This window comes from uncultured Dietzia sp., assembly GCF_937873725.1.
Classification (GTDB): domain Bacteria; phylum Actinomycetota; class Actinomycetes; order Mycobacteriales; family Mycobacteriaceae; genus Dietzia.
Genome location: NZ_CALMYY010000085.1, coordinates 14,908 through 38,585, shown reverse-complemented (window position 1 = coordinate 38,585; position 23,678 = coordinate 14,908). Strand labels below are relative to the sequence as shown.

Annotated in this window: 23 protein-coding genes and 1 pseudogene; 14 read left to right on the top strand and 10 right to left on the bottom strand. The window is 73.0% G+C overall.

Going from position 1 to position 23,678, the window contains the following annotated elements; genetic code table 11:
* On the bottom strand, positions 1-1,019 hold a 1,019-nt coding region (locus Q0444_RS08665), incomplete at its 3' end, for a glycosyltransferase (protein WP_299022992.1).
* A gap of 155 nt (positions 1,020-1,174) precedes the next feature.
* On the opposite strand from Q0444_RS08665, the gene Q0444_RS08660 reads away from it, so the two are divergent.
* Positions 1,175-1,903, top strand: a complete 729-nt coding sequence (locus tag Q0444_RS08660; RefSeq protein ID WP_299022991.1) for an LmeA family phospholipid-binding protein — start codon at positions 1,175-1,177, stop codon at positions 1,901-1,903.
* Positions 1,904-1,984: 81 nt separating this feature from the next.
* Here Q0444_RS08660 and Q0444_RS08655 read toward each other — a convergent pair whose 3' ends face one another.
* Positions 1,985-3,550, bottom strand: a complete 1,566-nt coding sequence (locus Q0444_RS08655) for an adenylate/guanylate cyclase domain-containing protein (protein WP_299022990.1) — start codon at positions 3,548-3,550, stop codon at positions 1,985-1,987.
* A gap of 232 nt (positions 3,551-3,782) precedes the next feature.
* Here Q0444_RS08655 and Q0444_RS08650 point away from each other — a divergent pair, with 232 nt between their 5' ends.
* A complete protein-coding gene (locus Q0444_RS08650) occupies positions 3,783-5,288 on the top strand; it encodes a DEAD/DEAH box helicase (RefSeq protein WP_299022989.1) in 1,506 nt (501 codons plus the stop codon).
* Positions 5,289-5,324: 36 nt separating this feature from the next.
* On the opposite strand, the gene Q0444_RS08645 is transcribed toward Q0444_RS08650, so the two are convergent.
* The 3 genes and pseudogenes from Q0444_RS08645 to Q0444_RS08635 form a co-directional block, all read right to left on the bottom strand.
* On the bottom strand, positions 5,325-6,149 hold the full coding sequence (locus tag Q0444_RS08645; protein WP_291085273.1) for a thioesterase family protein: 825 nt from the start codon (positions 6,147-6,149) through the stop codon (positions 5,325-5,327).
* A gap of 23 nt (positions 6,150-6,172) precedes the next feature.
* Complete coding sequence (locus Q0444_RS08640; RefSeq protein WP_291085271.1) at positions 6,173-7,378, bottom strand: acyl-CoA desaturase; 1,206 nt, start codon at positions 7,376-7,378, stop codon at positions 6,173-6,175.
* Positions 7,379-7,470: 92 nt separating this feature from the next.
* Positions 7,471-8,475 (bottom strand): annotated as a pseudogene (locus Q0444_RS08635) (LLM class flavin-dependent oxidoreductase).
* Between the two features lie 70 nt (positions 8,476-8,545).
* Between Q0444_RS08635 and thiM the strand changes: the two are divergent.
* The 4 genes from thiM (at position 8,546) to Q0444_RS08615 (ending at position 11,284) form a co-directional block, all read left to right on the top strand.
* On the top strand, positions 8,546-9,400 hold the full coding sequence (gene thiM / locus Q0444_RS08630; protein WP_291085267.1) for a hydroxyethylthiazole kinase: 855 nt from the start codon (positions 8,546-8,548) through the stop codon (positions 9,398-9,400).
* Entirely contained in the window at positions 9,397-10,125 is a 729-nt protein-coding gene (locus Q0444_RS08625) for a thiamine phosphate synthase (RefSeq protein WP_291085265.1), read from the top strand. The genes thiM and Q0444_RS08625 overlap by 4 nt, the downstream gene beginning before the upstream one ends.
* A 111-nt stretch (positions 10,126-10,236) precedes the next feature.
* Entirely contained in the window at positions 10,237-10,587 is a 351-nt protein-coding gene (locus Q0444_RS08620; protein WP_291085263.1) for a VOC family protein, read from the top strand.
* 85 nt (positions 10,588-10,672) lie between these two features.
* Positions 10,673-11,284 (top strand): DUF1707 domain-containing protein, encoded by a 612-nt coding sequence (locus Q0444_RS08615; protein ID WP_291085261.1) that lies wholly within the window; start codon positions 10,673-10,675, stop codon positions 11,282-11,284.
* A gap of 25 nt (positions 11,285-11,309) precedes the next feature.
* On the opposite strand, the gene Q0444_RS08610 is transcribed toward Q0444_RS08615, so the two are convergent.
* On the bottom strand, positions 11,310-12,665 hold the full coding sequence (locus Q0444_RS08610) for an MFS transporter (RefSeq protein WP_291085257.1): 1,356 nt from the start codon (positions 12,663-12,665) through the stop codon (positions 11,310-11,312).
* A gap of 134 nt (positions 12,666-12,799) precedes the next feature.
* Between Q0444_RS08610 and Q0444_RS08605 the strand changes: the two genes are divergently transcribed.
* From Q0444_RS08605 to Q0444_RS08585, 5 genes are all read left to right on the top strand, one after another.
* On the top strand, positions 12,800-14,635 hold the full coding sequence (locus Q0444_RS08605) for an amidohydrolase family protein (protein WP_299022986.1): 1,836 nt from the start codon (positions 12,800-12,802) through the stop codon (positions 14,633-14,635).
* Complete coding sequence (locus tag Q0444_RS08600) at positions 14,632-15,042, top strand: PPOX class F420-dependent oxidoreductase (protein WP_291085249.1); 411 nt, start codon at positions 14,632-14,634, stop codon at positions 15,040-15,042. Before Q0444_RS08605 ends, Q0444_RS08600 begins: the two co-directional genes overlap by 4 nt.
* A 173-nt stretch (positions 15,043-15,215) precedes the next feature.
* Entirely contained in the window at positions 15,216-15,791 is a 576-nt protein-coding gene (locus Q0444_RS08595; RefSeq protein ID WP_291085247.1) for a peroxidase-related enzyme, read from the top strand.
* Positions 15,792-15,931: 140 nt separating this feature from the next.
* Positions 15,932-16,225 carry a type II secretion system F family protein gene (locus Q0444_RS08590; RefSeq protein ID WP_299022983.1) on the top strand — a complete coding sequence of 98 codons (294 nt, stop codon included), beginning with the start codon at positions 15,932-15,934 and terminating at the stop codon, positions 16,223-16,225.
* A 1-nt stretch (position 16,226) separates the two neighbouring features.
* Positions 16,227-16,880, top strand: coding sequence for a prepilin peptidase (locus tag Q0444_RS08585; RefSeq protein WP_299022975.1), 654 nt, complete (start codon positions 16,227-16,229; stop codon positions 16,878-16,880).
* Positions 16,881-17,062: 182 nt separating this feature from the next.
* Here Q0444_RS08585 and Q0444_RS08580 read toward each other — a convergent pair whose 3' ends face one another.
* Genes Q0444_RS08580 through Q0444_RS08570 form a run of 3 tightly spaced genes read right to left on the bottom strand, consistent with a single transcriptional unit; the run spans position 17,063 to position 19,980 of the window.
* Complete coding sequence (locus tag Q0444_RS08580) at positions 17,063-19,432, bottom strand: cation-translocating P-type ATPase (protein ID WP_299022974.1); 2,370 nt, start codon at positions 19,430-19,432, stop codon at positions 17,063-17,065.
* On the bottom strand, positions 19,429-19,644 hold the full coding sequence (locus Q0444_RS08575; RefSeq protein WP_291083183.1) for a heavy-metal-associated domain-containing protein: 216 nt from the start codon (positions 19,642-19,644) through the stop codon (positions 19,429-19,431). Before Q0444_RS08575 ends, Q0444_RS08580 begins: the two co-directional genes overlap by 4 nt.
* Positions 19,645-19,692: 48 nt before the next feature.
* Positions 19,693-19,980, bottom strand: a complete 288-nt coding sequence (locus Q0444_RS08570) for a metal-sensitive transcriptional regulator (RefSeq protein ID WP_291083180.1) — start codon at positions 19,978-19,980, stop codon at positions 19,693-19,695.
* A gap of 154 nt (positions 19,981-20,134) precedes the next feature.
* Here Q0444_RS08570 and Q0444_RS08565 point away from each other — a divergent pair, with 154 nt between their 5' ends.
* Genes Q0444_RS08565 through Q0444_RS08555 form a run of 3 tightly spaced genes read left to right on the top strand, consistent with a single transcriptional unit; the run spans position 20,135 to position 22,898 of the window.
* Positions 20,135-21,925 (top strand): TIGR03767 family metallophosphoesterase, encoded by a 1,791-nt coding sequence (locus Q0444_RS08565; protein ID WP_299022973.1) that lies wholly within the window; start codon positions 20,135-20,137, stop codon positions 21,923-21,925.
* Between the two features lie 20 nt (positions 21,926-21,945).
* Positions 21,946-22,302, top strand: a complete 357-nt coding sequence (locus Q0444_RS08560; protein ID WP_291083174.1) for a hypothetical protein — start codon at positions 21,946-21,948, stop codon at positions 22,300-22,302.
* The gene (locus Q0444_RS08555; RefSeq protein ID WP_291083171.1) at positions 22,299-22,898 is read left to right on the top strand and encodes a hypothetical protein; all 600 of its coding nucleotides are present in this window, start codon (positions 22,299-22,301) and stop codon (positions 22,896-22,898) included. The genes Q0444_RS08560 and Q0444_RS08555 overlap by 4 nt, the downstream gene beginning before the upstream one ends.
* 55 nt (positions 22,899-22,953) lie before the next feature.
* Here the strand turns inward: Q0444_RS08555 and Q0444_RS08550 are convergent, their stop codons facing one another.
* The gene (locus Q0444_RS08550) at positions 22,954-23,508 is read right to left on the bottom strand and encodes a hypothetical protein (protein WP_291083168.1); all 555 of its coding nucleotides are present in this window, start codon (positions 23,506-23,508) and stop codon (positions 22,954-22,956) included.
* Positions 23,509-23,678 lie beyond the last annotated feature (170 nt).

Here is a 23,678-nt window from a genome sequence, read left to right as displayed (position 1 = left end):
GTTGTCGTTGGCGGCGTTGCCGTCGGCGGCGGCGTTGTCGTCGTCATCGTCGTCGCCCTGATCACCTCGGCCGCACGGGACGCCGCACCGTCCACGCCCCACCGGGTCCTGATCCCGGCGGGCTCCCCGTCGCGGCAGCGGGCGACCTGGGCGCTGACCGCGCGCGCGACGGCCGTCGGCCCGTCGCCGTACCGCATGACCGACGCCCCGGGGATGGCGTCGAGCGCGGCGGCGGTCGCGTCCTGTTCCCCGAACGGACGACGTCCCGGCACCACCACGAGCGGGACGTCGGCGCAGGCCGCGTCGGCGACGGACGACTGACCGGCCCCGGTGACCACGACGTCGGCCGAGCACAGTTCCAGCCACGGATCCTCGTGCCACGACCCGTCCGGCCCGCCGAGTTCCGTCCACTCGGCCACGCCGAGGGCGCCGACGGCGGTCCGGACCGCCCGCCAGAACCGGTGGTCCCCGCCGGTACCCGAACCGTTGAGATGGACCACCCGGGGTCGACGACGACGATCCCGCGGCTGGCGGTCACGCTGCTCGAACCTGGAGACCCCGCCGATCTCGGACACCCTGTTCTCCGTCCGCGCCAGCGTGGCCTCGTGCGCGCCGGGCGGCCAGGCCGCGATCAGCCCCTGCGCGGCGCGGACACGGAGGCGGTGGGGTTCGTCCACCCGGACCCCGGGCGGCAGGGTGCTGACCATGGGGATCCCGGTCAACCGGGCGGCGAGCGACATCGCGGGCGAGGAGTCCACCCAGAACGCACGGGGCCGTGCGTGGTCGATCCAGGCGACGGCGGCGCGACGGGCGGCCAGCACGGGCTCCTCCGGGCACTCGTCACCGTCCTCCCCGCCGGGGAGATGGATCACCCGGACGCCGACGGGGTGCAGCGTGTCCTCGAGCGGCCCGGTCAGGAGCAGGGTGACGTCGTATCCGCGATCCCGGAGCGCGTCCGTCACCGGGAGGACCCGGTGGAGGTGACCGCGCCCACGGTTGTGGACGTAGATGCCGATCATCCGTGCACCCCCTCCGCCTCTGTCCGACCCGGGCCCGGCGCCCTCAGTCCGTGCGTCCCGGGTCACGGTCATGCCCCGATCGTGGGGCCTGCTCCCCCGGGTGCGCAACCGGTCCGCCGGTGGCCCCCGACCGGGCGGTCCGGCACGATACGGGGATGACGCGACGAGATCCGATCGACCGGAACGGACGGCGGGGCCGCCGACGAGGCGGGTGCGGGTGCTCCCTGCTCCTGCTCCTTATCCTGCTGGTGGGGCTGGTCGTGGCCGCTGAGTTCGGGACCCGCTGGTACCTGTCGGACCGGGCGGAGCGCGAGGCGTCGGCCCGGCTCGGCGCGCCGGTGACGGTGGAGTTCGGGGCCACACCGATCCTCTGGGACCTGGCCACCACGCAGGCCGTCGACACCGTCCGCCTGACCTCTCCGGGGGACGCCACCGTGCCGCGGATCGACGTGACCGGGCGCTCCGTCCGCCTGGTCGACGGCGCGATTCTGGCGGCCACCGCGGACGGCGTCGCCACGCTGAGCGGCGCGCAGCTCGCCGCGGCCGCGGCGGAGGGCAACCCCGTCGCGGGCTCGCCCGTCGCCGGCCTCGCCGAGGTCCGATCGGTCCGCCCCGATGCGGGATCCGGACTACTGCGGGCGGACATCGGGGGCATAGCGGAGATCGGGGTCGCCCCGGGGGTGACCGACGGGCGCCTCACGCTGACCCCGCAGCAGACCTCCCTGCTCGGATTCCCGCTGCCGGACGGGTTGTTCTCCGGCATCACCGCCACGGTCGACTCGACCGTGGCCTCGCTCCCCGAGGGAGTGGTGATCGAGGATGCCCGTGTGGTGCCCGACGGGCTCGAGGTGGCCCTGGGCGGGAAGGACGTGGCCCTTCGTTAGTCGCCGCCCTTCGTTAGACGCCGCCCTTCGTTAGACGCCGCCCTTCGTTGGACGCCGGGCTGCGTTGGACGACGGGCTGTGTCAGCGGCCGCTGGGCACGCGCAGTTCGGTGGGCCGGGTCCTGCCGCGGACCACCTCCGAGCCGATCGCGTCCCAGCGCCCACCCTCGGCGCGGTCCGCCGCGGCGACGGCGGCCCCGGAGGCCAGGACGAGCCCGGGCTGGTCCTTGGCCAGCTCGCACAACCGGGACGCCTCGTTGACCGCGTCCCCGATCACCGTGTACTCGAAGCGGTCGGCGGCGCCGACGTAGCCGGCCACGACGTCCCCGAAGGACGCCCCGATCCCCGCCCGGCACCCGGGCACGCTGTCGGGGAGGCGCCGGGAGAGGGCGCGGGCGCAGGCCAGGGCCGCGGTGGCGGGGTCGTCCATGGGGCGGGGCGCGCCGAACACCACCAGGGCGGCGTCGCCGAGGAAGCTGTCCACCACGCCGTCGTACTCATCGACCGTGTCCACCACCACGCGGAAGAACCGGTTGAGCACCTCGACCACCTCCGCCGCCTCGGTCCTCGAGGCCATCTCGGTGGATCCGATGATGTCCACGAACACCACGCCCACCCGGGTGCCGATACCGCCCAACTCGGGGTCCCGCAGCTCGGCGGCCTCGGCGACGTCGCGACCGACGTGGCGACCGAACAGGTCGCGGAGCCGTTCGCGCTCCTCCAGGCCGGCGGCCATCCGGTTGAACCCGCGCTGCAGTTCGCCGAGTTCCGTCCCGTCGTAGACCACCACCCGCCGGGACAGCCTCCCCGCCGTGACGTCCTCCATCGCCCACCGGACGCTGCGGAGCGGCCCGAGCATGGAGCCCGTGGCCAGGGAGATGAGCAGGAAGCCCGCCAGCAGGGAGGTCGCGCCGAGCGCCAGGACGATGACGGCGAACCTCTCCAGCGTCAGCGCCCGACCCGCCAGGGTGTAGACCGCCACGATGAGCAGACCCACGATGGGGACTCCGCTGCCGACCGCCCAGGCCACCCGGACCCGGGTCAGCGCCCCGAGGAACCGGGCGCGGGGGGCTGGGCCGCCGGCCAGGGCGACCGCGGCGATGGGGCGGAGGCCGAAGTCGGAGAGCAGGAACGCCGCGCCGCACACGACCATCCCGGCAAAGACCACCGTGAAGCCCACCGACGGGACCGCCTCGGGGTCGACCATCCCGAAGGCCGGCGTGACCACGGCCGCGCCGAGCAGCCACAGGAAGGCCTGGATGAGCGTGATGCGGGCGGGCACCCGGAGCGTGCCGACCCGCTCGCTCCCGGTGGGCTCGCGACCGTCGAGGAACCAGCGCACTCGGCGGTAGACGGCGCTGCGGACCCAGACCCCTCCCACGATGATCGCCAGGGACACGTACACGGGGACGACGATCGCGGTGGGGACCAGGAACTCCCTGGACGCCAGCCTGGGGCCGGGGAGGACGAACAGGATCAGGACGGTCGCGACCGCCACACCGACGAAGTTCGCCGCTAGAAGGGTCAGCGCGAGCAGCACCCGGACACGCAGGGTCCGCTGGCGGGTGGACTGCTCCTCGCTGCCGAGCAGCACCGAACCCAGGTCCGGGCGTCGCAGCAGTGAGAGGTCGGGGCGCACGCCTGCCATCGTGCCACCGGCGGTGTGGCGGCCGTGGGTCCCTCGTCACACTTGTGCCGGGAGGCTGGGGTATCGGGCCCCGGTGTGCGTAGGGTGGACAGGTCGGCCCGCACCACTCTTGCCTCGGGCCGCGTCGGTTGTCGACCTCCCCGTGGTCGCGCACCGGGCACGCCGCCCAGAGCGGCGTGTGTTCCAGGAGCGCGCCGGGCAAGACGCCATCACTATTTACGGAGTTTCCTCCTTGTCTCGTACCTTCGCCGACCTCGGTGTGCCCTCCCCCCTGCTCGACGTCCTCTCGGGCGGCGGCATCATCTCTCCCCCCCCCATCCAGTCGGCCACGCTGCCCGACGCCATGTCGGGGCGCGACGTCCTCGGCCGTGGCCGCACCGGCTCCGGCAAGACCTACGCGTTCTGCCTCCCGCTGGTCACCCGGCTCGCGGCCTCCGCCCCGGCCGGTGGCCGGCGCACCCGCAACGCGCCGCGCGGCCTGATCCTCGCGCCCACCCGCGAGCTCGCCCGCCAGATCGACGAGACCCTGGCACCGCTCGCCGAGGCCATGGGCCTGAGGACCACCGTGATCTTCGGCGGCGTCACCCAGGGCCGCCAGGTGGCCGCCCTCGACCGCGGCGTCGACATCGTGGTGGCCTGCCCGGGCCGGCTCGAGGACCTCATGGGGCAGAAGCACTGCCGCATGGACTCCATCGAGGTGAGCGTCCTGGACGAGGCGGACCACATGGCCGACCTCGGGTTCCTGCCCGGGGTCACCCGCATCCTCGCGGCCACGCCCCGGGGCGCCCAGCGCCTCCTCTTCTCCGCGACCCTCGACCAGGGGGTGGACAAGCTGGTGAAGAAGTTCCTCGACAACCCGGTCGTGCACGAGGTCGACGACGGCTCCGCGACCCCCGGCGCGACCGCGCACCACGTCTTCCACGTGGACCCGGACGACCGTGTCCGCGCGTTGGCGGACCTCGCCGAGGCGCACGACCGGACCGTCATGTTCACGCGCACCAAGCACGGCGCCAAGCGGCTGGCCAAGCAGCTCACCGGCCGCGGCGTGTCCAGCGTGGACCTGCACGGCAACCTGTCGCAGAACGCGCGCGTCCGCAATCTCGACGCGTTCTCCTCCGGTCAGGCGACCGTGCTCGTGGCCACCGACATCGCCGCGCGCGGCATCCACGTCGACGACGTCGGGCTGGTCGTCCACGCCGATCCGCCGGCCGAGCACAAGGCGTACGTCCACCGCTCGGGCCGCACCGCGCGTGCGGGTGCGGTCGGCACCGTGGTCACCGTCGCCACCTCGGATCAGGTCCGCGAGGTGCGATCGCTCCTGCGATCGGCCGGCGTCACCGCCGGCGAGATCGTGCTCCCCGTGGGCGCGAACGCCGCCACCGCGCTGGCCGAGGCCCCCGAGCCGCCCGCCCACGTCCCCGGGGACGTGGAACCGGAGGGTCGGGGCCAGGCCCGCCAGGACCGCGGGCAGGGCCGGCAGAGCCAGAACCGTCAGCGCCAGGGTCAGGGACAGGGCCAGGGCGCCCGGAGCCAGCCCCGGAGCCAGGACGGCCGCGGCGGCCAGCGCCGACAGGCCGACGGCGCCCAGGGTTCGGGCCGTCCGGCATCCGGTGGCCAGCGCACGGGCGGACAGCGCTCGGGCGGCGGCCAGCGGACCGGTGCCCAGCACTCGATCGGACAGGCCGCGGGCCAGTCCCGCGGTGGCGAGCGTCGCCGCTCCTCCCGCGCGGCCGGCTGACGCCCGCCCCGTCGACTGATCCTCAGCCGCCGGACCTCACCCGAACACGGTGATGGTCTGGCGGCTGATCGCCATCAGGGAGCCGTCCGGGTGCCACATCATGGCGTGGGTGTGCGCGTAGCCGTCGCGCGCCGCGTCGGTGGTCGCCTCGTAGGCGAGGACGGCCCCCGCGGGGACGGTGTCCGGTCCGATCTCCGCGACCAACTCGAGCGTCCACGTCAGGCTGCTGGCCGGGGCGAAGCCGGACAGCATCTGGATGGTCGCCGGCGGCCACGCGTCCGCGAGCACCACGAGGTGCTCCTCGTGGAACTCCTCCGGCGGCTCCCGGAGCGCCGACCAGCCCGAGAGACCGCTGGACCCGGCCCCGCTGAACGGCACCGAGCCGCCCACCTGGCGTAGTTCGACGAAGCGGTAGAACTCCGGGGTGAGGCCCTCGATGTACGGGAACGCCTCGATCGACTCCGCCGCCGGCATGCCGGGCATGGGGTGGGTCGGCGTCACGGAGATCGACGACTCGCGGTGCCGGCCGAACGCCGCCAGCGCGGTGGCGACGAGCTCGCCCCCCTGCCGCAGGGTGGCCTGGCACTGGACCACGTTGGAGCCGACCCTCAGCACCTCGGCGTCGATCTCGACGGCGCCGGTGGTGGCGGGCCCGATGAAGGACACCGTCATCGACCTCAGGGGGTGCGGGGCGGACCCACGGGGGTCGTCCCCGGAGGAGCCGCGCAGCCGACCCTTGATCGCGGCCAGCAGCAGCGCCCCGGTGAGGCCACCGTAGATGGCCCTACCCTGTGTCCACCCGTCCTCGACCTCGACGGTTCCGCCTCTCGCGGCGGCGTCGAGCATGCTGTTCAGCGACATGCCGGACAGTCTGCCAAAGAGGGTCAGCGGGCCAGCTGGGCGCGCCCCTTGCGGAACGAGGCCAGCGCGGTCGCCAGGCCCGGCATCGGCGGCATCCGGTCGAACATCCTCTCGCTCCGCGTCTCGGCCGCATCGTCGGCGGACCGACGCAGGTAGCGGTCGGGCAGGGAGAGCCGCGCGATGGTCCGCCAGGACTGGAGGTACTGCTTCCACAGGGGCCCGCTGACATACGGCAGGTCGTAGCGCTGACACAGCTCGCGCACGCGCAGGGAGATCTCGGAGTACCGGTTGGACGGCAGGTCCGGGAACATGTGGTGCTCGATCTGGAACGACAGGTTGCCCGAGAGGAGGTTCATGACCGGGCCGCCGTCGAGGTTGGCGCTCCCGAGCATCTGCCTCAGGTACCACTCCGCCTGCGTCTCGGTCTCTACATCCTTAGAGGTGAACTTCTCCGCGCCGTCCGGGAAGTGGCCGCAGAAGATCACGGCGTTCGTCCAGATGTTGCGCAGGATGTTGGCGGTGACCGCGGCGGTGAACGCCTGCCGCCCCGACGGGCCGGCGAGCACCGGGAAGAGGATGTAGTCCTTGAGGACCTGGCTTCCCGCCTTCTTCAGGAACGCCTCGGCGACGCGCCTGTCCGCGGGGGTCGCCCCGGACCCCGGGAACGCGTCCTGGAAACGGACGTTCTGCAGGCCGATCCCCCACTCGAAACCCGCCATCAGGATGGCGTTGACCAACAGGTTCGCCGAGTACCTGGGCTCCCAGGGCACGTCGCGCGTGACCCGCAGGACGCCGAAGCCCACGTCGTCGTCCATCCCCACGATGTTGGTGTACTTGTGGTGCAGGTAGTTGTGGGTGTGCTTCCAGTCCGCCGAGCTGCCGACCAGGTCCCACTCCCACGTGGTGGAGTGGATCTCCGGATCGTTCATCCAGTCCCACTGCCCGTGGAGGACGTTGTGCCCGATCTCCATGTTCTCGAGGATCTTGGCCACCGCCAGCGCGCCGGTCCCCAGGACCCACGCCGTGCGGTTCCGGGCCCCGATGTACAGGATCGCCCGGGCGCCGAGCTCGATCCCGCGCTGCATGCGGATCACGCCGTGGATATAGCGGAAGTCGCGCTCCCCACGCGAGGCGATGACGTCCGCCCGGATCGCGTCGAGCTCCCGCCCCAGTTCCTCGACCTGCTCGGGAGAGAGATGGGCGTACTCGCCTACATCAGAGATGGCCATGGATCAACTATAGGCTGGTTCGGTGGGCGCCAACCACCTCTGGGACCACGCGACGGTGAATTCGTGACCAAGCGCACCCGCCTGCGGAGACGTCAGTCACTCCACGCCTTCCGCAGCACCTCGAGCGAGCCGTGGACACGCTCGCGGGTGGACCCGACGGGCGCGATCATCAGCTCGTCCGCGCCCGCGCGACGGGCGAAGTCGCGCAGGTACCCGCGGACCGCGGGGCCGTCACCGACCGCCGTGTAGTGGATCATGTGCAGGATCTGGCGACCGGCCGCGGACTCCATCACCATGTCCAGTTCCTCGTCGGAGAACTCGCGCCCCCGACCGACCATGAGCTTGACGCGCTGGCGGCGCTACCACTGGAGTTCGCGGTCGGCGCGCGAGGCGTCGTGGTCGGCCACCACGTTGACCGCGGCGATCATGTACGGCTCGGACAGCTGCTCGCTGGGCTCGAAGCGCTCGCGGTACACCGCCGAGGCCTGCTCGAGCGCGTCCGGCGCGAAGTGCGAGGCGAACGCGTACGGCAGCCCGAACGCGGCGGCGAGCTGGGCGCCGAACAGGGACGAGCCGAGGATGTACAGCGGCACCCTGGTGCCGCGACCCGGGACGGCGACGATGCCGCGGGTCCGGGCGAGGTCCGACGGGGTGTCGCCGAGGAACGCCTGCAGCTCCCTCACGTCGGTCGGGAAGTTCTCCGCCGCCGACGGCTCGCGGCGCAGCGCCGCCAGGGTCTGCGGATCGGTGCCGGGGGCCCGGCCGAGGCCCAGGTCGATGCGCCCCGGGTGCAGTTCGGCGAGCGTGCCGAACTGCTCGGCTATCACGATGGGCGAGTGGTTGGGCAGCATCACTCCGCCGGAGCCCAGCCGGATCCGCTCGGTCCGTGCCGCGATGTGCGCCATGAGCACCGCCGGTGCCGACGAGGCGATGGACGCCATGTTGTGGTGTTCGGAGTACCACACCCGCGCGTAGTCCAGCTCCTCCGCCTTCCGCGCCAACGCCACCGAGTCCTGCAGCGCCTCGCCGACCGACTGCCCGGGGCGGACGGACGCGAAGTCGATCACGGACAGGGGCAGCGGGGAGGAGGGGGTCATGCCCGGTCCAACCCGGGCGGTGCGGGGCCTATTCCGCCTCGCGCCCGGCGGGGGCGGCACACTGGGGGGCATGTCCGCTCCCGGTTCCGGCTCCAGTTCCAGCTCCGTCGACGTCGCCCGCCTGGTCTCGGTGATGCGTCGCACCGAGCCGCTGGTGCACTGCCTGACCAACTCGGTGGTCCGCCAGATCACCGCCGACGTCCTCCTGGCGGCCGGCGCCGCCCCCGCGATGGTCGACCACCCGGAGGAGGCCGGCGACTTCGCCGCGATCGCCTCGGGGGTGCTGATCAACGTGGGCAACCCGACGTCCGAGCAGGTGGAGGGCATGCACGCCGCCGTCGCCTCCGCGCGCGAGCACGGCACGCCGTGGGTGCTGGACCCGGTGGCGGTGGGGGCGTTGACACTGCGCACGCGGTTGGCCACGGGGTGGCTCGACCACGGACCGGCGGCGATCCGGGCCAACGCCTCGGAGACCATCGCCCTCGCCGGGGCCGGCGCCGGCGGCCGCGGGGTGGACTCGACCCACGACGTCGACGTGGCGCTGGCCCCCGCGCTGCTGCTCGCCGAGCGCACCGGGGGCGTGGTCGCGGTGACGGGACCCCGGGACGTGGTGGTCTCCACCACCGCCGGGTCCACCACCGCCACCTGGATCACGTCCGGGCACCCGCTGCTGCAGAGGGTGATCGGCACCGGCTGCGCGCTCGGGGCGCTCACCGCGGCTTACCTCGGCGCGGCCCGGGCGGCCAGCATCCCCGACCACGACGCGGTGGTCGCCGCCCACGCCCACGCCGGGGCCGCGGGATCGGCCGCCGGTCGCGTCGCCGCCGGTCCCGGGCTGTTCTCGGTGGCGTGGCTCGACGCGCTGTACACGCTCAGCCCCGAGGAGATCGCGGACTCGGTCACCCTTCTCGACGCCACCCCGTGACCGCGGCGCCCCGGCCCCACGACGCCGTCGTCGTCGACTGGCGCCTGTATCTGGTCACCGATCCCCACCTCGGCGGCGGGCGCGACGCGGTGCCGGGGATCGTCTACGAGGCCGTGCTCGGCGGGGTGGGTGTGGTCCAGGTCCGGGACAAGGAGTGCGACGACGACGAGTTCGCGTCACGCGCCCTCGCCGTCTGCGCCGCGGTCGCGAGCGCGTCCGCCGAGACGGGCCGTCACGTGCCGGTGTTCGTCAACGACAGGATGGACGTCGCGCGCGAGCTGGGGCTGCACCTGCACATCGGCCAGGGGGACGTGCCCCTGGCGACGGCCCGCGCCGGGTTGCCGGACGGGCTGATGCTCGGACTCTCGATCGAGACCGACGCCCAGCTCGCCGCGGCGCTGGCCGGGCCGGGTCCCGCCCCGGACGTGGTCGGGGTGAGCCCGGTGTGGTCGACCGCGACCAAGACCGACACCGCGCCCGCCCTCGGCCCGGAGGGCGCCGACCGGATCGCCCGGGCCGCGCACGCGCACCGCACACCAGGCCGTGGCGGGGCGGGGGCCGGGGTCCGGGCGGTGGGGATCGGCGGGATCGGGCCCTCGACCGTGGGCCGGCTGGCCGCGACCGCGCTCGACGGGGTCTGCGTGGTCTCGGCGATCATGGCCGCGCCCGATCCGCGCGCGGCCGCCGCGGGTCTGCTCGCCCGCTGGGACGCCGCCCGAGCCTGACCGCGCGGCGACCCGGTTGCCCGGTTGCCCGGCGGGCCGGCGGCCCGGCAGCGAACCCGCCTCGCGCCGAATCTTTGTCACGAAGCCGCGCGCGGACGTACATTCGTGGCCATGCACCCGAGCACCCCTCTCGAGATCACGTTGGTCGAGTTCCCCAGCACGTCGATGTCGGCGACCTCCGAGTTCCTACAGGCGGTCTGCGGCTGGACACCCACGGTGTACGGGCAGTCCTACACCCACCTTTTCGGCGGCGGGATCGACGTGGGCGTCCAGGGCGACGCCCACGAGCAGTCCCCCGCCCCCCTGATGGTCATCCGGGTGGCCGATCTCGACGAGGCCCGCGCCCGGGTCGAGGCGGCGGGCGGCACGGTGACGTTCGGCCCGTTCGACTTCACGGGCGGGCGCCGGTTCCACTTCCGCGAACCCGGCGGCAACGAGATGGCCATGTGGGTGCCCGCGTAGCGCTCGAGAAAGCACCGACCTGTGGAGCACCGCAGAATGTGACACGGCTATGGCGTCGCGGGGCGGGCGGTTCTACCGTTGTCCCATGACCCAACCGGACGACCTCCTGCTCTCGGACGCCGAGCGGTTGCACGCCCTGACCGCCCTCGGGGACCACTACGCAGCCGGACGACTCGACGACCCGGAATTCCACGCCCGCTCCGGCGACGTGGCCGCGGCGCGGACCCTCGCGCAGCTGGACGGCGCCTTCCGCGACCTGCCCGGCGGTGTGCCCCTGACCTCGGTCGACGGCCTGATCGTCCGGTCGGCCACGGCGGGCGGTGGGGAGATGACGGTCTCGTCGTCGTCGTACTCGTCCGGCCCCCCGACCCCCGCCCTGCGCGACGCCGACGCCGACCTGGCGGACCTCCGCAAGCGCGGCAAGCTGGTGGAGTCCCTCGACGGAGTGGTGATCGGCCTGACGCTCATCACGTTCCTCGTGCTGCAGATCGTCGTGGACTGGCAGTACGCGTGGATCGTGTGGCCGTCGCTGATCGTCACGCTGGGCCTGCCGCGGTTGGTGCTGCGCTACTCGGACTCGGACGAGAAGACCTACGAGAAAATCAAGAAGGCCGATCAGCAGGCGCGCGAGGACCGGCTGCGCGCCGCGACCGAGCGGATCCGCGAGCTGGGGGACGGGCGGGAGACCCGGGGCTGACCGGGGCGCGGGGCGTGGGCCGGGCTCACGCCTCCTCGAGCGCGGCGCCCTTGCGCTCCGGGAGGGTGAAAGCGGCCACGGCGGCCACGACGAAGGCCGCGGCGAACACGCCGAAGACCAGCACCGTGTCACCCGCGTCGAGCAGGAACGGCACGAGCAGCGGCGCGAGGATCGAGGCGATCCGCCCGAACGCCGCTGCCGCGCCGGTGCCGGACCCGCGGGTGGTGGTGGGGTAGAGCTCGGGACCGATCGCGTACAGCGCGCCCCACGCGCCGAGGTTGAAGAACGACAGCGCCATGCCCGCGGCGATGATGGTGGCCGGGGAGTCCGCGAGCCCGAACAGGCCCGCCGCGACCGCCGAGCCGACCAGGAACACCGCGAGCGTGACCCTCCGGCCCCACACCTCGATCAGCCACGCCGCCACCGCGTAGCCCGGCAGCTGGGCCAGCGTGATGACGAGCGTGTAACCGAACGACTTCACCAGGTCGAAGCCCTGGGACACCAGCAGGCTCGGCAGCCAGATGAACGCGCCGTAGTAGGAGAAGTTGATCCCGAACCACACGATCCACAGCGCCCCGGTCCGCCCGCGCAACCGCGGGGACCAGATGGACTCCCGGGGTTCGGCGGGCCCGGCGGCCTCGGTGGGCTCGGCGGGCTCGGACCGGGCGGGGTCGGACCGGGCGCCCTCCGCCCGGGCGGGCGGCGGCTCGACGCCGGCGGAGGCCTCGTAGTCGCGGACGATCCGCTCGGCCTCGTCGTGACGACCCCTGGATTCGAGGAACCGCACCGATTCGGGCAGGCCGAACCTCACCACGAGCGCGTACGCGGCCGGGACCAGGCCCACGGCGAGCGCCCAGCGCCAGCCGTCGTCGCCGGTCGGCACCACGAAGTACCCGATGAGCGCGGCCATGATCCAGCCCACCGCCCAGAACGCCTCGAGCGCCACCACCACCCGGCCGCGGACCCTGCGCGGCGCGAACTCGCTGACCAGCGTGGACGCCACCGGCAGTTCGGCGCCCAGGCCGAGTCCCACGACGAAGCGCAGGGCGATGAGCATCGCCACTCCGGTCGACAGCGCCGCGGCCCCCGTCGCGAGCCCGTAGATGAGGAGCGTGGCGGCAAAGACCTGGCGCCGGCCGATCCTGTCCGCGAGCAACCCGCCGAGCGCCGCCCCGATGGCCATGCCGACGAACCCGATGGACCCGATCCACGACAGTTCCGTGGGGCTGAGCGACCAGTGGACGGCCAGCGCCGCCATGACGAACGAGATGAGGCCGACGTCCATGGCGTCGAGCGCCCAGCCCACGCCCGACCCGAGCAGGAGCTTGCGGTGCTTGCGGGTGAACGGCAGGCCGTCGAGGCGCTCCGTGCGTGTGGTCATGGGCACAGACGCTACTCCCGCCCACCGACACGCCCGTCGCACCGCGGAGCTGGACGTGGACGACTGTCTGAGCCCTGTGGGACGATGTGTGCTCCGGATCACAAGCTCCGGATCACTACGTGAGGGAGTGCCTCGTGGACACCACGCACCACACCAGCCCGGGCGGCACCGACTTCGACGTGGTGATCCGCGGCGGAACGGTGTTCGACGGCACCGGGGCCCCCGGCGTCCGGGCGGACGTCGGGATCCGCGCGGGAGTGGTCGCGGCGGTCAGCCCCGACCCCCTGCCCGTCTCGGCCGGGACGCGGGTGGTGGAGGCCGAGGGCAGGTGGGTCACGCCGGGGTTCGTGGACACCCACACCCACTACGACGTCGAACTGCTCGTCTCCCCGGGCCTGGGCGAGTCGGTGCGCCACGGGGTGACCACCGTCCTGGTGGGCAACTGCTCCATCTCGGGCGTCTACTCGGGCACCGTCGACGTGGCCGACCTCTTCAGCCGCGTCGAGGCCCTGCCCCGGGACGCCGTCCTGGCGGCGCTCGAGCAGAAGAAGACCTGGTCCGACCCGGCGGCCTGGCGGCGCGCGGTGGAGGACCTGCCGCTCGGGCCCAACGTGGCCAGCTTCCTCGGCCACTCCGACGTCCGCGGCTCGGTCATGGGCCTGGGCCGGGCGACCGACCCCAAGCAGTCCCCCAGCCGCGAGGAGTTGCGCGAGATCGACCGGCGGATCACCGCCGCGCTCGACGCCGGCTTCATCGGCGTGTCGACCATGACCAACCCCTGGGACAAGATGGACGGCGACCGCTACCGCTCGCGGACCCTGCCCTCCACCCACGCGTCGTGGAAGGAGTTCCGCCGCGTCAGCCGGCTGCTGCGCGGCCGCGACCGTGTCCTGCAGGGCGTGCCCAACCTCAACACCAAGGTCGACGTGGCCTTCTACGCCGCCACCAGCACCGGGCTCTTCCGCAAGCCCCTGCGGGTCTCGCTCCTCGCCGCCGCGGACACCCTCGCCGAGCCGTGGGTCAACCGCATCTTCCGGCCCATCGCCTGGGCCTCCAACACCCTGGGCAGGGGCAGGTTCGTGTGGCAGCACCTGCCCACCACGTTCAAGGTGTGGGCCGACGGGATCGACCTGGTGGTGTTCGAGGAGTTCGGCTCGGGGCGCGAGGCCCTCCACCTCAAGGACGAGATGGCCCGCACCGACCTGCTGGAGCAGGAGAACTACCGCCGCTGGTTCCGGCAGGACTTCGAGAAGCGCTTCAGCCCGCGGGTGTGGCACCGCGACTTCGACGACGCGCTGATCGTCGCCTGCCCCGACGAGTCACTGGTGGGGCGGACCGTGGGGGACGTGGCCCGCGCACGGTCGCTCCATCCCGCCGACTGCTTCCTCGACCTGGTGGTGGAGCACGGGTCCGACTTCCGCTGGACCACCACCATCGCCAACGCCCGCGAGAAGGTGGCCAACCGGTTGGCGCGGACGCCGGGGGTGACGATCGGCTTCTCCGACGCCGGCGCGCACCTGCGCAATATGGCCTTCTACAACTTCGGCGTCCGCCTGCTCGAGCGCGTCTACCAGGCGCAGCGCGCGGGCACGCCCTTCCTCACCACCGAGGAGGCGGTCCACAAGCTCACCGGCGAGCTGGCCGATTTCTACCGCCTCGATGCCGGGCGACTGGAGGTGGGCCGGCGCGCCGACGTGGTGGTGATGGACCCGTCGGGGCTCGACGGCGAGTCCCTCGAGTACCACGAGGAGGCCATGCCCGAGCTCGGCGGGATCCGCCGGATGGTCAACCGCAACGACAGGGCGGTGGCGGCGACGATCATCGGAGGCCGGGTGGTGTGGCAGGACGGGGAGTTCGCGCCGGGCTACGGCGCCGAGTTCGCGGCCGGCCGGTTCCTGCCGGCGGGCGAGGCGGTGGGGCCGCGACCGGTGGAGGCCAGCCGCGAGGCCGCCCAGGATCTGCTGTCATGAGCGCCACGCCGCTCGACCCCGACGTCCGCGACCTCTTGATGAAGCCCAACCCGGCGGTCATGGCCACCCTCCGCAAGGACGGTTCCCCGGTCACGGTGCCCACCTGGTATCGCCTGGTCGACGGCGACCGGATCCACCTGAACCTCGACGCCGATCGGGTGCGCCTTCAGCACATCCGCCGGGATCCGCGGGTGGCGCTGTCGGTCATCGCCTCCGAGGACTGGTACACCCACGTGAGCATCCAGGGGCGCGTGGTGGAGATCGCCGACGACCCGGACCTCTCCGGCATCGATGCGCTGAGCACGCACTACACCGGCGGGCCGTACCCGGTGCGCCACCGCGCCCGCGTGGACGCGTGGGTGGAGATCGAGCACGTCCACGTCTGGGGCCGGCTCCGCGACTCCTGACCCGGGACCTGGCCCCTTCAGCCGCCGTGCGCGGGTCGATGCGCGACGTCCACCCGCGGGTGCGGGCGCGGGTGCGGGCGCGGGGGAACCTTGATCCGCAGTGTGAGCCGAACCCCGGGTGCGCGCCCTACGCTGAGGTGACCCCCCTCACCCGACCACCCCCGGAGGCCCGGATGTCCGATCGCTACCCCCTTGCTGAACTCACCGATCTGCCCGAGGACCTGCGGGAACGCATCCTCGCCGAGCAGGAGAAGGCCGGGTTCGTCCCCGAGGTGTTCCTGATGTTCGGCCGCCGCCCGGCGGAATGGCGCGCGTTCTTCGCCTACCACGACGCCCTGATGGACCGTGAGGGCTCGAACATGTCCAAGGCGGACAAGGAGATGATCATCGTGACCGTCTCCGGGCAGAACAACTGCCAGTTCTGCGTGGTGGCGCACGGCGCGATCCTGCGGATCGTCAAGAAGGACCCGTTCATCGCCGACCAGCTGGCGGTGAACTACCGCAAGGCCGACCTGACCCCGCGGGAGCGGGCCATCTGCGACTTCGCCACCACGGTCAACCTCCGCTCGGACGAGCTCTGCGACGCCGACTTCGCGGCCCTGCGCGAGCACGGGCTCGACGACGAGGACGCCTGGGACATCGTCTCCATCGCCGGGCTCTTCGGCCTGAGCAACCGGGTGGCCAACGCCACCGACATGCGGCCGAACCCGGAGTTCTACCTCATGGGCCGGGTGCCGCGGGGCAAGTGAGCCCGCGGGACACCACGGCCCCGCCGCCGTGTCCAGACCACGCCAGGCCGCGGCCCAAGGCATTCCTGACTAATGGGCGTCTGTCCAGAGCATTCGGCCCGCTCGCCCACGAACTCATCCGGACCCTGCAGGAGATCCAGGTGGGCCAGCTCCGCCGCACCGCCTACGAGTCGCTGGCGCTCCGGACCGACGTGCCCGACCTGCGGCGCTTCGTCCGCGCGATCATCCAGGCCGACGCCTACGGCATCTCCGTGGCCGACGTCCTGCGCACCCAGGCCTCCGAGATGCGGCTCAAGCGGCGCCAGCGGGCGGAGGAGAAGGCCCAGCAGGTGCCGGTCAAGGTGATCTTCCCGCTCATGTTGTGCATCCTGCCCGTACTGTTCATCGTGCTGCTCGGACCCACCGCGATCAACATGATGGAGGCGTTCTCCTGACATGCTCTTCGTGATTGCCGTGGCCACGGCCGTGGTGTCCGGGCTGGCCGCCGCCCTGCTCGGGCGGTGGATGCGCTCCCTCGCCGATTCCGACTCCCGGTGGCTGCGCAGTGGCCTGCACGTGGCGCTGGCCGCGGCCGGGGGCTACGGCGCGGCGTACCTGGCGTTGGGGTGGGCCGACCTGGCGGCCTTTGTCGCACTGGCCGTGGCGTGCGCCCTGCTGGTGCCGATCGACCTGGCGGTCTACCGACTGCCGGACGCGATCGTCCTGCCCCTGTACCCCGTGGTGTTGGGCGGGCTGGCGGTGACGGCCGGGATGTTCGACGTCTGGGGCTCGTTCGGCCGGGCCGCCGCCGCCGCGGCCGTGCTGCTGGCGCTCTACTTCGTCCTGGCCCTGATCAACCCGTCCGGGCTGGGCCTGGGGGACGTCAAGCTGTCCGGCGTGCTCGGGGCGTTCCTGGGCTGGCTGGGGTGGCCGGCCGTCATGGCGGGCACCCTCGCGGCCTTCGTGATCAACGCGGCGGTGGCGCTGGTGCTGCTCGCGGCCGGGCGGGTCGGAGCCAAGAGCGGCATCGCGTTCGGCCCGGCGATGGTGATCGGCGCGGTGCTCGGGGCCGCCTACTGGGTCATTCGGTCAGGAGTGCCCGTGGGCTGAGTCCCGCGTCCGCGCCGGGCTGCCCGCCCGCCCCGCCCCGCCCCACCCGCCCGGCCCGCCCGCCCCGCGAAATCCGCTACTCCGCCGCACACCTCGCTAGCCGATTCCGGGTAGCGGACCTCGCAGACGGGTAGCGGATTCCCGGGGGGCGGGGGGCGGGGGGCGGGGCGGGGGGCGGGGCGTCAGACGCTTGCGCGGAAGCGGCGCAGCCGCAGGCTGTTGGCCACCACGAACACCGAGGAGAACGCCATCGCCGCGCCCGCGATCATCGGGTTGAGCAACCCCGCCGCGGCCAGCGGCAGCGCTGCGACGTTGTAGGCGAACGCCCAGAACAGGTTGCCGCGGATGGTGCCCAGCGTGCTGCGGGACAACCGGATCGCGTCCGCCGCCGAGCGCAGGTCGCCGCGGACCAGGGTGAGGTCGGAGGCCTCGATCGCGGCGTCGGTGCCGGTGCCGATCGCCAGCCCGAGGTCGGCGGTGGCGAGGGCGGCCGCGTCGTTGACGCCGTCGCCGACCATGGCCACCACGCGCCCCTCGGACTGCAGCCTCCGGACCACGTCGACCTTGTCCGCGGGCAGCACTTCAGCGATGACCGTGTCGGGCCCGGGGTCGATGCCGACCTGCGCGGCCACCGACGCCGCGACGGCGCCGTTGTCGCCGGTGAGCAGGATCGGGGTCAGTCCCAGATCACGGAAACGACGGATGGCCTCCGCCGAGGTCGGTTTGATCTGATCGGCCACCACCAGCACGCCGCGCGCCCGGCCGCCCCAGCCAACGGCGACGGCGGTCTGGCCCTGCTCGGCAGCCGCGTCCATCGCCCGCCGGAGCTCGGCCGGGAGTGGCATGTTCCGCTCCGCGAGCAGGGCCGGACGGCCCACCACGACTACGGCGTCGTCGTGGCCCCCCTCCCCTGGACCCCCGCCTGCGGCGACGCGACCCCACACGCCCAGACCCTCCACGTTGGCGAACCCGCGGACGTCCGGGAGCTCGCCGACCCGCTCGCGGGCGCCGGCGGCGATCGCGCGGGCGATGGGGTGCTCGGACGCGTCCTCGACGGCGCCGGCGCGGCGCAGAACCTCGGCGGGGTCGTCGCCGTCGGCTACAACCGTAGAGACCAGCGCGTGCGTGCCCGTGGTGACGGTGCCGGTCTTGTCCAGCACGATCGTGTCGACCCGGCGGGTGGACTCCAGGACCTCGGGGCCCTTGATGAGGATGCCCAGCTGCGCCCCACGGCCCGTGCCCACCATGAGCGCCATGGGCGTGGCCAGGCCGAGCGCGCACGGGCAGGCGATGATGAGCACGGCCACGGCGGCCGTGAACGCCATGGACGCGCCGGCGCCGGTGAGGATCCAGTAGGCGAAGGTGGCCACGGCCAGCACCAGGACGACGGGGACGAAGACCCCGGAGATGCGGTCGGCCAGGCGCTGGGCGGCGGCCTTGCCGGACTGGGCATCCTCCACCATCCGCGCCATCTGCGCGAGCTGGGTGTCGGCGCCGACGCGGGTGGCGCGCACGATGAGGCGGCCGCCCACGTTGACGGTGCCGCCCACCACCGCATCGCCCTCGGCGACCTCGGCGGGAACGGATTCGCCGGTGACCATGGCGGTGTCGATCGCGGAGGCACCGTCGATCACGGCGCCGTCGGTGGCGAGCTTCTCGCCGGGGCGGACCACGAACTCGTCCCCGACCTGCAGGTCCTCGACAGGGATGCGGGTCTCCACACCCTTGCCGTCCACGCCCCTGCGCAGCACCGCGACGTCCTTGGCGCCCAGCTCGAGCAGGGACCGCAGCGCCGCGCCGGCCGAGCGCTTGGAGCGGGCCTCGAAGTAGCGGCCCAGCAGCACGAACGTGGTGACGCCGGCCGCGGCCTCGAGGTAGATGTCGCCGGCGCCGTCGCTGGGCGAGAGGCTGAGCTCGAAGCCGTGCGTCATCCCCGGCATCCCGGCGTGGCCGAAGAACAGGGCGTACAGCGACCACAGGAAGGCCGCCGACGTGCCGATCGACACCAGCGTGTCCATGGTGAACGCGCCGTGCCGCAAGTTGACGGCGGCCGCGCGGTGGAACGGCCACGCGCCCCACACCACGACGGGGGCGGCGAGGGTGAGCGAGAGCCACTGCCAGTTGGTGAACTGCAGCGCCGGGATCATGGCCATGGCGATCACGGGGAACGCGAGCGCGGCAGAGATCATCACGCGCCGGCGCAGGCTCTCCACCCGGTCGGGCGCGGCGGAGTCGTCGGTGGCGTTGCCAGCCGCGCCCGCGCCCGCGCCTTCGCCCGCGCCTTCGCCCGCGCCGGCGTCGTGCCGCGCCGGCGTCCGCGGCTGCGGCAGGCGCGCGGAGTACCCGGCCTGCTCGACGGTGTCCAGCAGGAGCCGGGACTCGACGCCCGGGGCGAACTCCACGCGCGCCTTCTCGGTGGCGTAGTTGACCTCGGCCGTGACGCCCTCGAGCTTGTTGAGCTTGCGCTCGATCCGGTTGGCGCACGACGCGCAGGTCATGCCCTCGATCTGCAGCTCCAGGACGGTGTGCTCGCCGGTGGTCACCGCGCTCACGCCCCCGACGTGAGCGTGTACCCGGCCTCGTCCACCGCGGCGCGGACCGCCGCGGGATCGACGGGGTCGGAGGAGACGACGACGAGCCGGCCGGACTCCAGCTCGACCTCGACGTCCGTGACGCCGGGGATCTCGGAGACCTCCTCCTCGACGGAGGCGACACAGTGTCCGCAGGTCATGCCGGAGACGGTGAAGGTGGCGGTGGCGGTCATGGTGTTCTCCTCGGGTCGGGACGGTGGTGTGGGGCGGGGGCCGGCGGGTTAGGACCTGACCAGGCGCGCGATGGCGGCGTTGGCCTCGGCGAGTTTGGTCTCCGCCTCCGGGCCGCCGTGCTCGATCGCGCCGGCCACGCAGTGGCGCAGATGCTCCTCGAGCAGGTTGAGCGAGAGCGACTGCAGGGCCCGGGTCGTGGCGGAGATCTGCGTGAGGATGTCGATGCAGTACTTGTCCTCCTCGACCATCCGCTGCAGCCCCCTGGCCTGCCCCTCGATGCGGCGCAGCCGCTTGAGGTGGTCCTCCTTGTGCGGGGCGTATCCGTGCTCGGCCATGCTTCATACGATACCCCCCTACGGTATGGGGTGCATGACGGTCACCGGACCGGCCGCTGAACGCCTGGTCAGACACCGGGTCGGGCCACGCTCCCTATTCCCTCCCCCCTGATCCGGCGCTACTCTTCCGCTACGCCGATAGCGGAGGAGCGCCATGCCCGGACTGTCCCGTCGCCAGTTCGTGAGCCGCGTGGGCGCCCTCGCCGCCCTGTGGTCCATGGCCCCGGCCGCACTGGGCGGCAGACTCGCGTCCGCCCAGCGGGCCCCCGAGGAGCCGCCGTCCACGCTGACGGGGACCATCCTCCGGAAAGAGGGTCCCGCGAACTCGTACCGCACCCTCGCGGCGGGGCCGGGCGAGGAGTACCTGCCCCGGCTCGACATCCTGCGCACCGCGCCGTCGTCGACCCGGGCGGACTCACGCCGCTCCCTCCTCTACCTGGGGCACCTCTCCGACATGCACGTCATCGACGCGCAGTCCCCCTGCCGCATCGAGCCGATGATCGTCCAGGACCACGCGACGTGGGCCTCGGCGTTCCACCCGCAGGACCCGCTCACCGTCCACGTCACCGCCGCCATGGTCAAGTCGTTCGCGGACAACTCGACCAGCCCGGTGACCGGGGCGCCGCTGGGGGCGGCGGTGGTCACCGGGGACAGCGCGGACATGCACTCCCACCTCGAGCTGCGGTGGTACATCGACGTCCTCGACGGGGTCCCGGTGACCTCGAACAGCGGGTCGCCCACCGAGTTCGAGGGCGTGCAGGCGTGGCGGGACGCCGAGTGGGCGTACCGGCCGGACGACCCCTCGGGCGGGGCGTTCGGCGACCACGGTTTCCCGCGGCTGCCGGACCTGCTGACCCAGGCCATCTCCCGACCCGTCGAGTCGGTGGGCCTGCCGGTCCCGTGGTACGCGGTGTACGGCAACCACGACACGCTCCTGCTGGGCGCGTTCGGTCTGTCCCCCCAGATGCACGCGATGGCGGTCGGGCCGGAGAAGTCCCACACGCTCGCCGCCACCTCGACCTCGATCCTGGCCGGATACGCCGCCACCTCGAGCTCCCTGCAGCGGCTGCTCGACGCCTGGGGCGTCCGCTCGGGGACCAGACCGGGATTCCGAGGGGTCACCGCGGATCGGCGCCGGTACCTGTTCGAGCAGCGCGAGTTCATGGCGGAGCACTTCACCACCACGGAGACCCCCGGTCCTGTCGGCCACGGATTCACCCAGCACAACCTCGACTCCGGGGAGACCTGGTGGACCGCGGACGTGACGCCCCACGTGCGCCTGATCGGACTGGACACCTGCAACGCGGTCGCCGGGGCCGACGGCGCGGTGCCGGCCACCCAGTTCGAGTGGCTGAGGGGCCAACTGGAGCGCGCGCGGTCGGAGAACACCCTCGTCCTGGTGCTGACCCACCACAACAGCATGACCCTGGAGAACCGCGCGCGACGGCCGGGTTCCACGGAGAGGCTCCACGGCGCCGAGGAGTTCATCGACCTGCTGGCGTCCCATCCCGTGGTGGTGGCGTGGCTCAACGGGCACACCCACCAGAACCAGATCCTCGCCCACCGCCGGGGCGACGGCGGGTTCTGGGAGATCACCACCGCCTCCTGCATCGACTTCCCCCAGCAGCAACAGACCGTCGAGATCGTGGACAACCGCGACGGGACGCTGTCGCTGTTCTCGACCGTCCTCGACCACGCGTCCCCGGCGACCCCCGGTCCGTCCGGGGGATACCTGGACCTGGCGTCCCGGAGCCGGGAGCTGGCGGCCAACGACTGGGCCGAGAACCCCCTGATGAGACGGGGCTCGGCGCTGGACCGCAACACCGAGCTCCTGCTGCCCGCCCCGTTCGACACGGAGACCATCACGGACGCCTCGCTGGAGCAGCAGCACCTGCGCGAGCGCGCCCGCCTCCTCGTCCACGAGCAGCGGCGGGCCGGGCGATGACGCGCGCGGGGTCCGGAGCCGTGACCGGAACGGCGGTGTCGGCCGTGTCGGCGTTGGTCGTCGTGGCGCTGGCCCTCGCCGGGTGTTCGCAGATCGACGCCCTCGCGCCGGTGGGGGGCGCGGAGATCGCGGACCTCCGCTACGCGACCAACGAGGTGCTCCTTGAGCAGGGCGTCGAGATCCTCGTCGCGCCGGTGTGCGAGGGCGCGGGCGGGGAGCTGCACTGTGCCGGCGAGACCGCCGGCGGGGAGGCGATCACCTCGACCGCGACCTCCGCGGACGCCTCCTCCTTCGAACTCAGGATCGGTGACCGCGTCCTCTTCGCGGGGCCGGTCCAGGGCGTCCTCGACCGCAACGGAACGGTGGGCGCACGATGATCGGGACGTGGCGGGGGTTCGCGCGGGGCGCACGGGTGACGATCCCCGTCGTCGTCGTCACCGCGCTCGTCCAGGCCGTACTGGTGATCGGAGACCCGACGCCGGAGGGCACGTGGGGCTTCACCCTCCGCGCGGTCGCGTCCGTGGTGGCGGTGATCGTCGCACTCTGGCTGGTCGTGTGGGCGGCGGCCTCGGCCGTCCGCCCGGGCGCGACGTTCTCGATGCCGCCGGCCTCGAGACCGCCGGTCGGGTTGCTGGCCGGCGCGGCGGGGGCCGTGGGCCTCGGTGCCGTGGCCGGGATCCTCTCGCCGGTCCTGCCGCTGGTCGTCGCCGTGGCGGGGCTGCCGGCGCTCACGGCCCTGGCGACGACGCCGAGGTGGTCCACCTCGCGCAGCGTCCGCCGCTCGCCCGGTCGTGTCGTTCTCGCGCTCGGGCTGACGGTGCTGGTGTTCGTCGTCGACTGGGTCCTCGCCCTGGTCCTCGGATTCTTCGTCGGCGGGCCGGTCTCCGCCGCGCTCACCTGGGTGGTGTTCGGCGTCACCGCGGCGTTCCTGGCCACCCACTGGGCGGTGCTGCACCGACGGGCCGCGGGATAGGCGAGGGCCGCCATCCGGTCGGCCCGGATGACGGCCCTCGTCCGGCGGGTTGCGCCTAGCCGCGCGCGAGCAACCGACCCTCCGCCCGGTCCGGCAGCAGGTACTCCGCGGACATCGCGGCCGCGACGGACCCCGCGATCACCAGCACGAAGCCGATCACGGCGACGTACGGCCCGTAGGTCACCGCCATCTCCGGGGACAGGCCCGTGAGGGTCGGCTCCGAGGTGCCGGTGGAGCCGTAGAGCACCCAGACGAAGCCCAGGTGGGCGACCAGGACCAGGGTCGCCGTCACCGCGTTGAGGATGGCGAAGATGCCCAGTCGGCTGAGGAGCGTGACCACGGCGAGGACGGACAGGCCGACCAGCCCGAGGAAGTTCACCGGGGTGATGGCCCGGAGGCCCAGCACGTCGGGCAGCGAGATGCCGGTGATGGACTGGCCGCCGCCGGACACCCAGGGCAGGTACAGGCTGATCAGGGCGATCGCCAGACCGGCCAGGGCGACCGGGGCGCCGACCCGGCTCTGGATCACCGGCTGGGCCTTCCTCGTGCCGGCCGTCGCGGACTCCGGGGAGGCCGCGCGATCGGGGACATGGGGAGCGTGGATGGTCATGTCGGTCGTCCTCTCGGGTGCCCACGTCGGAGATGTGAGATAGGACACACACTATGTTGATGCGACACCTTCCGCTACCCCGGCAAGCTAGGAGTCCTCTGAGATTTTCGCGCGGCCCCGTTCGCAGGCTGGGGGGACGGCGACCCTAGACTCTGCTTACTTCGTGAGTC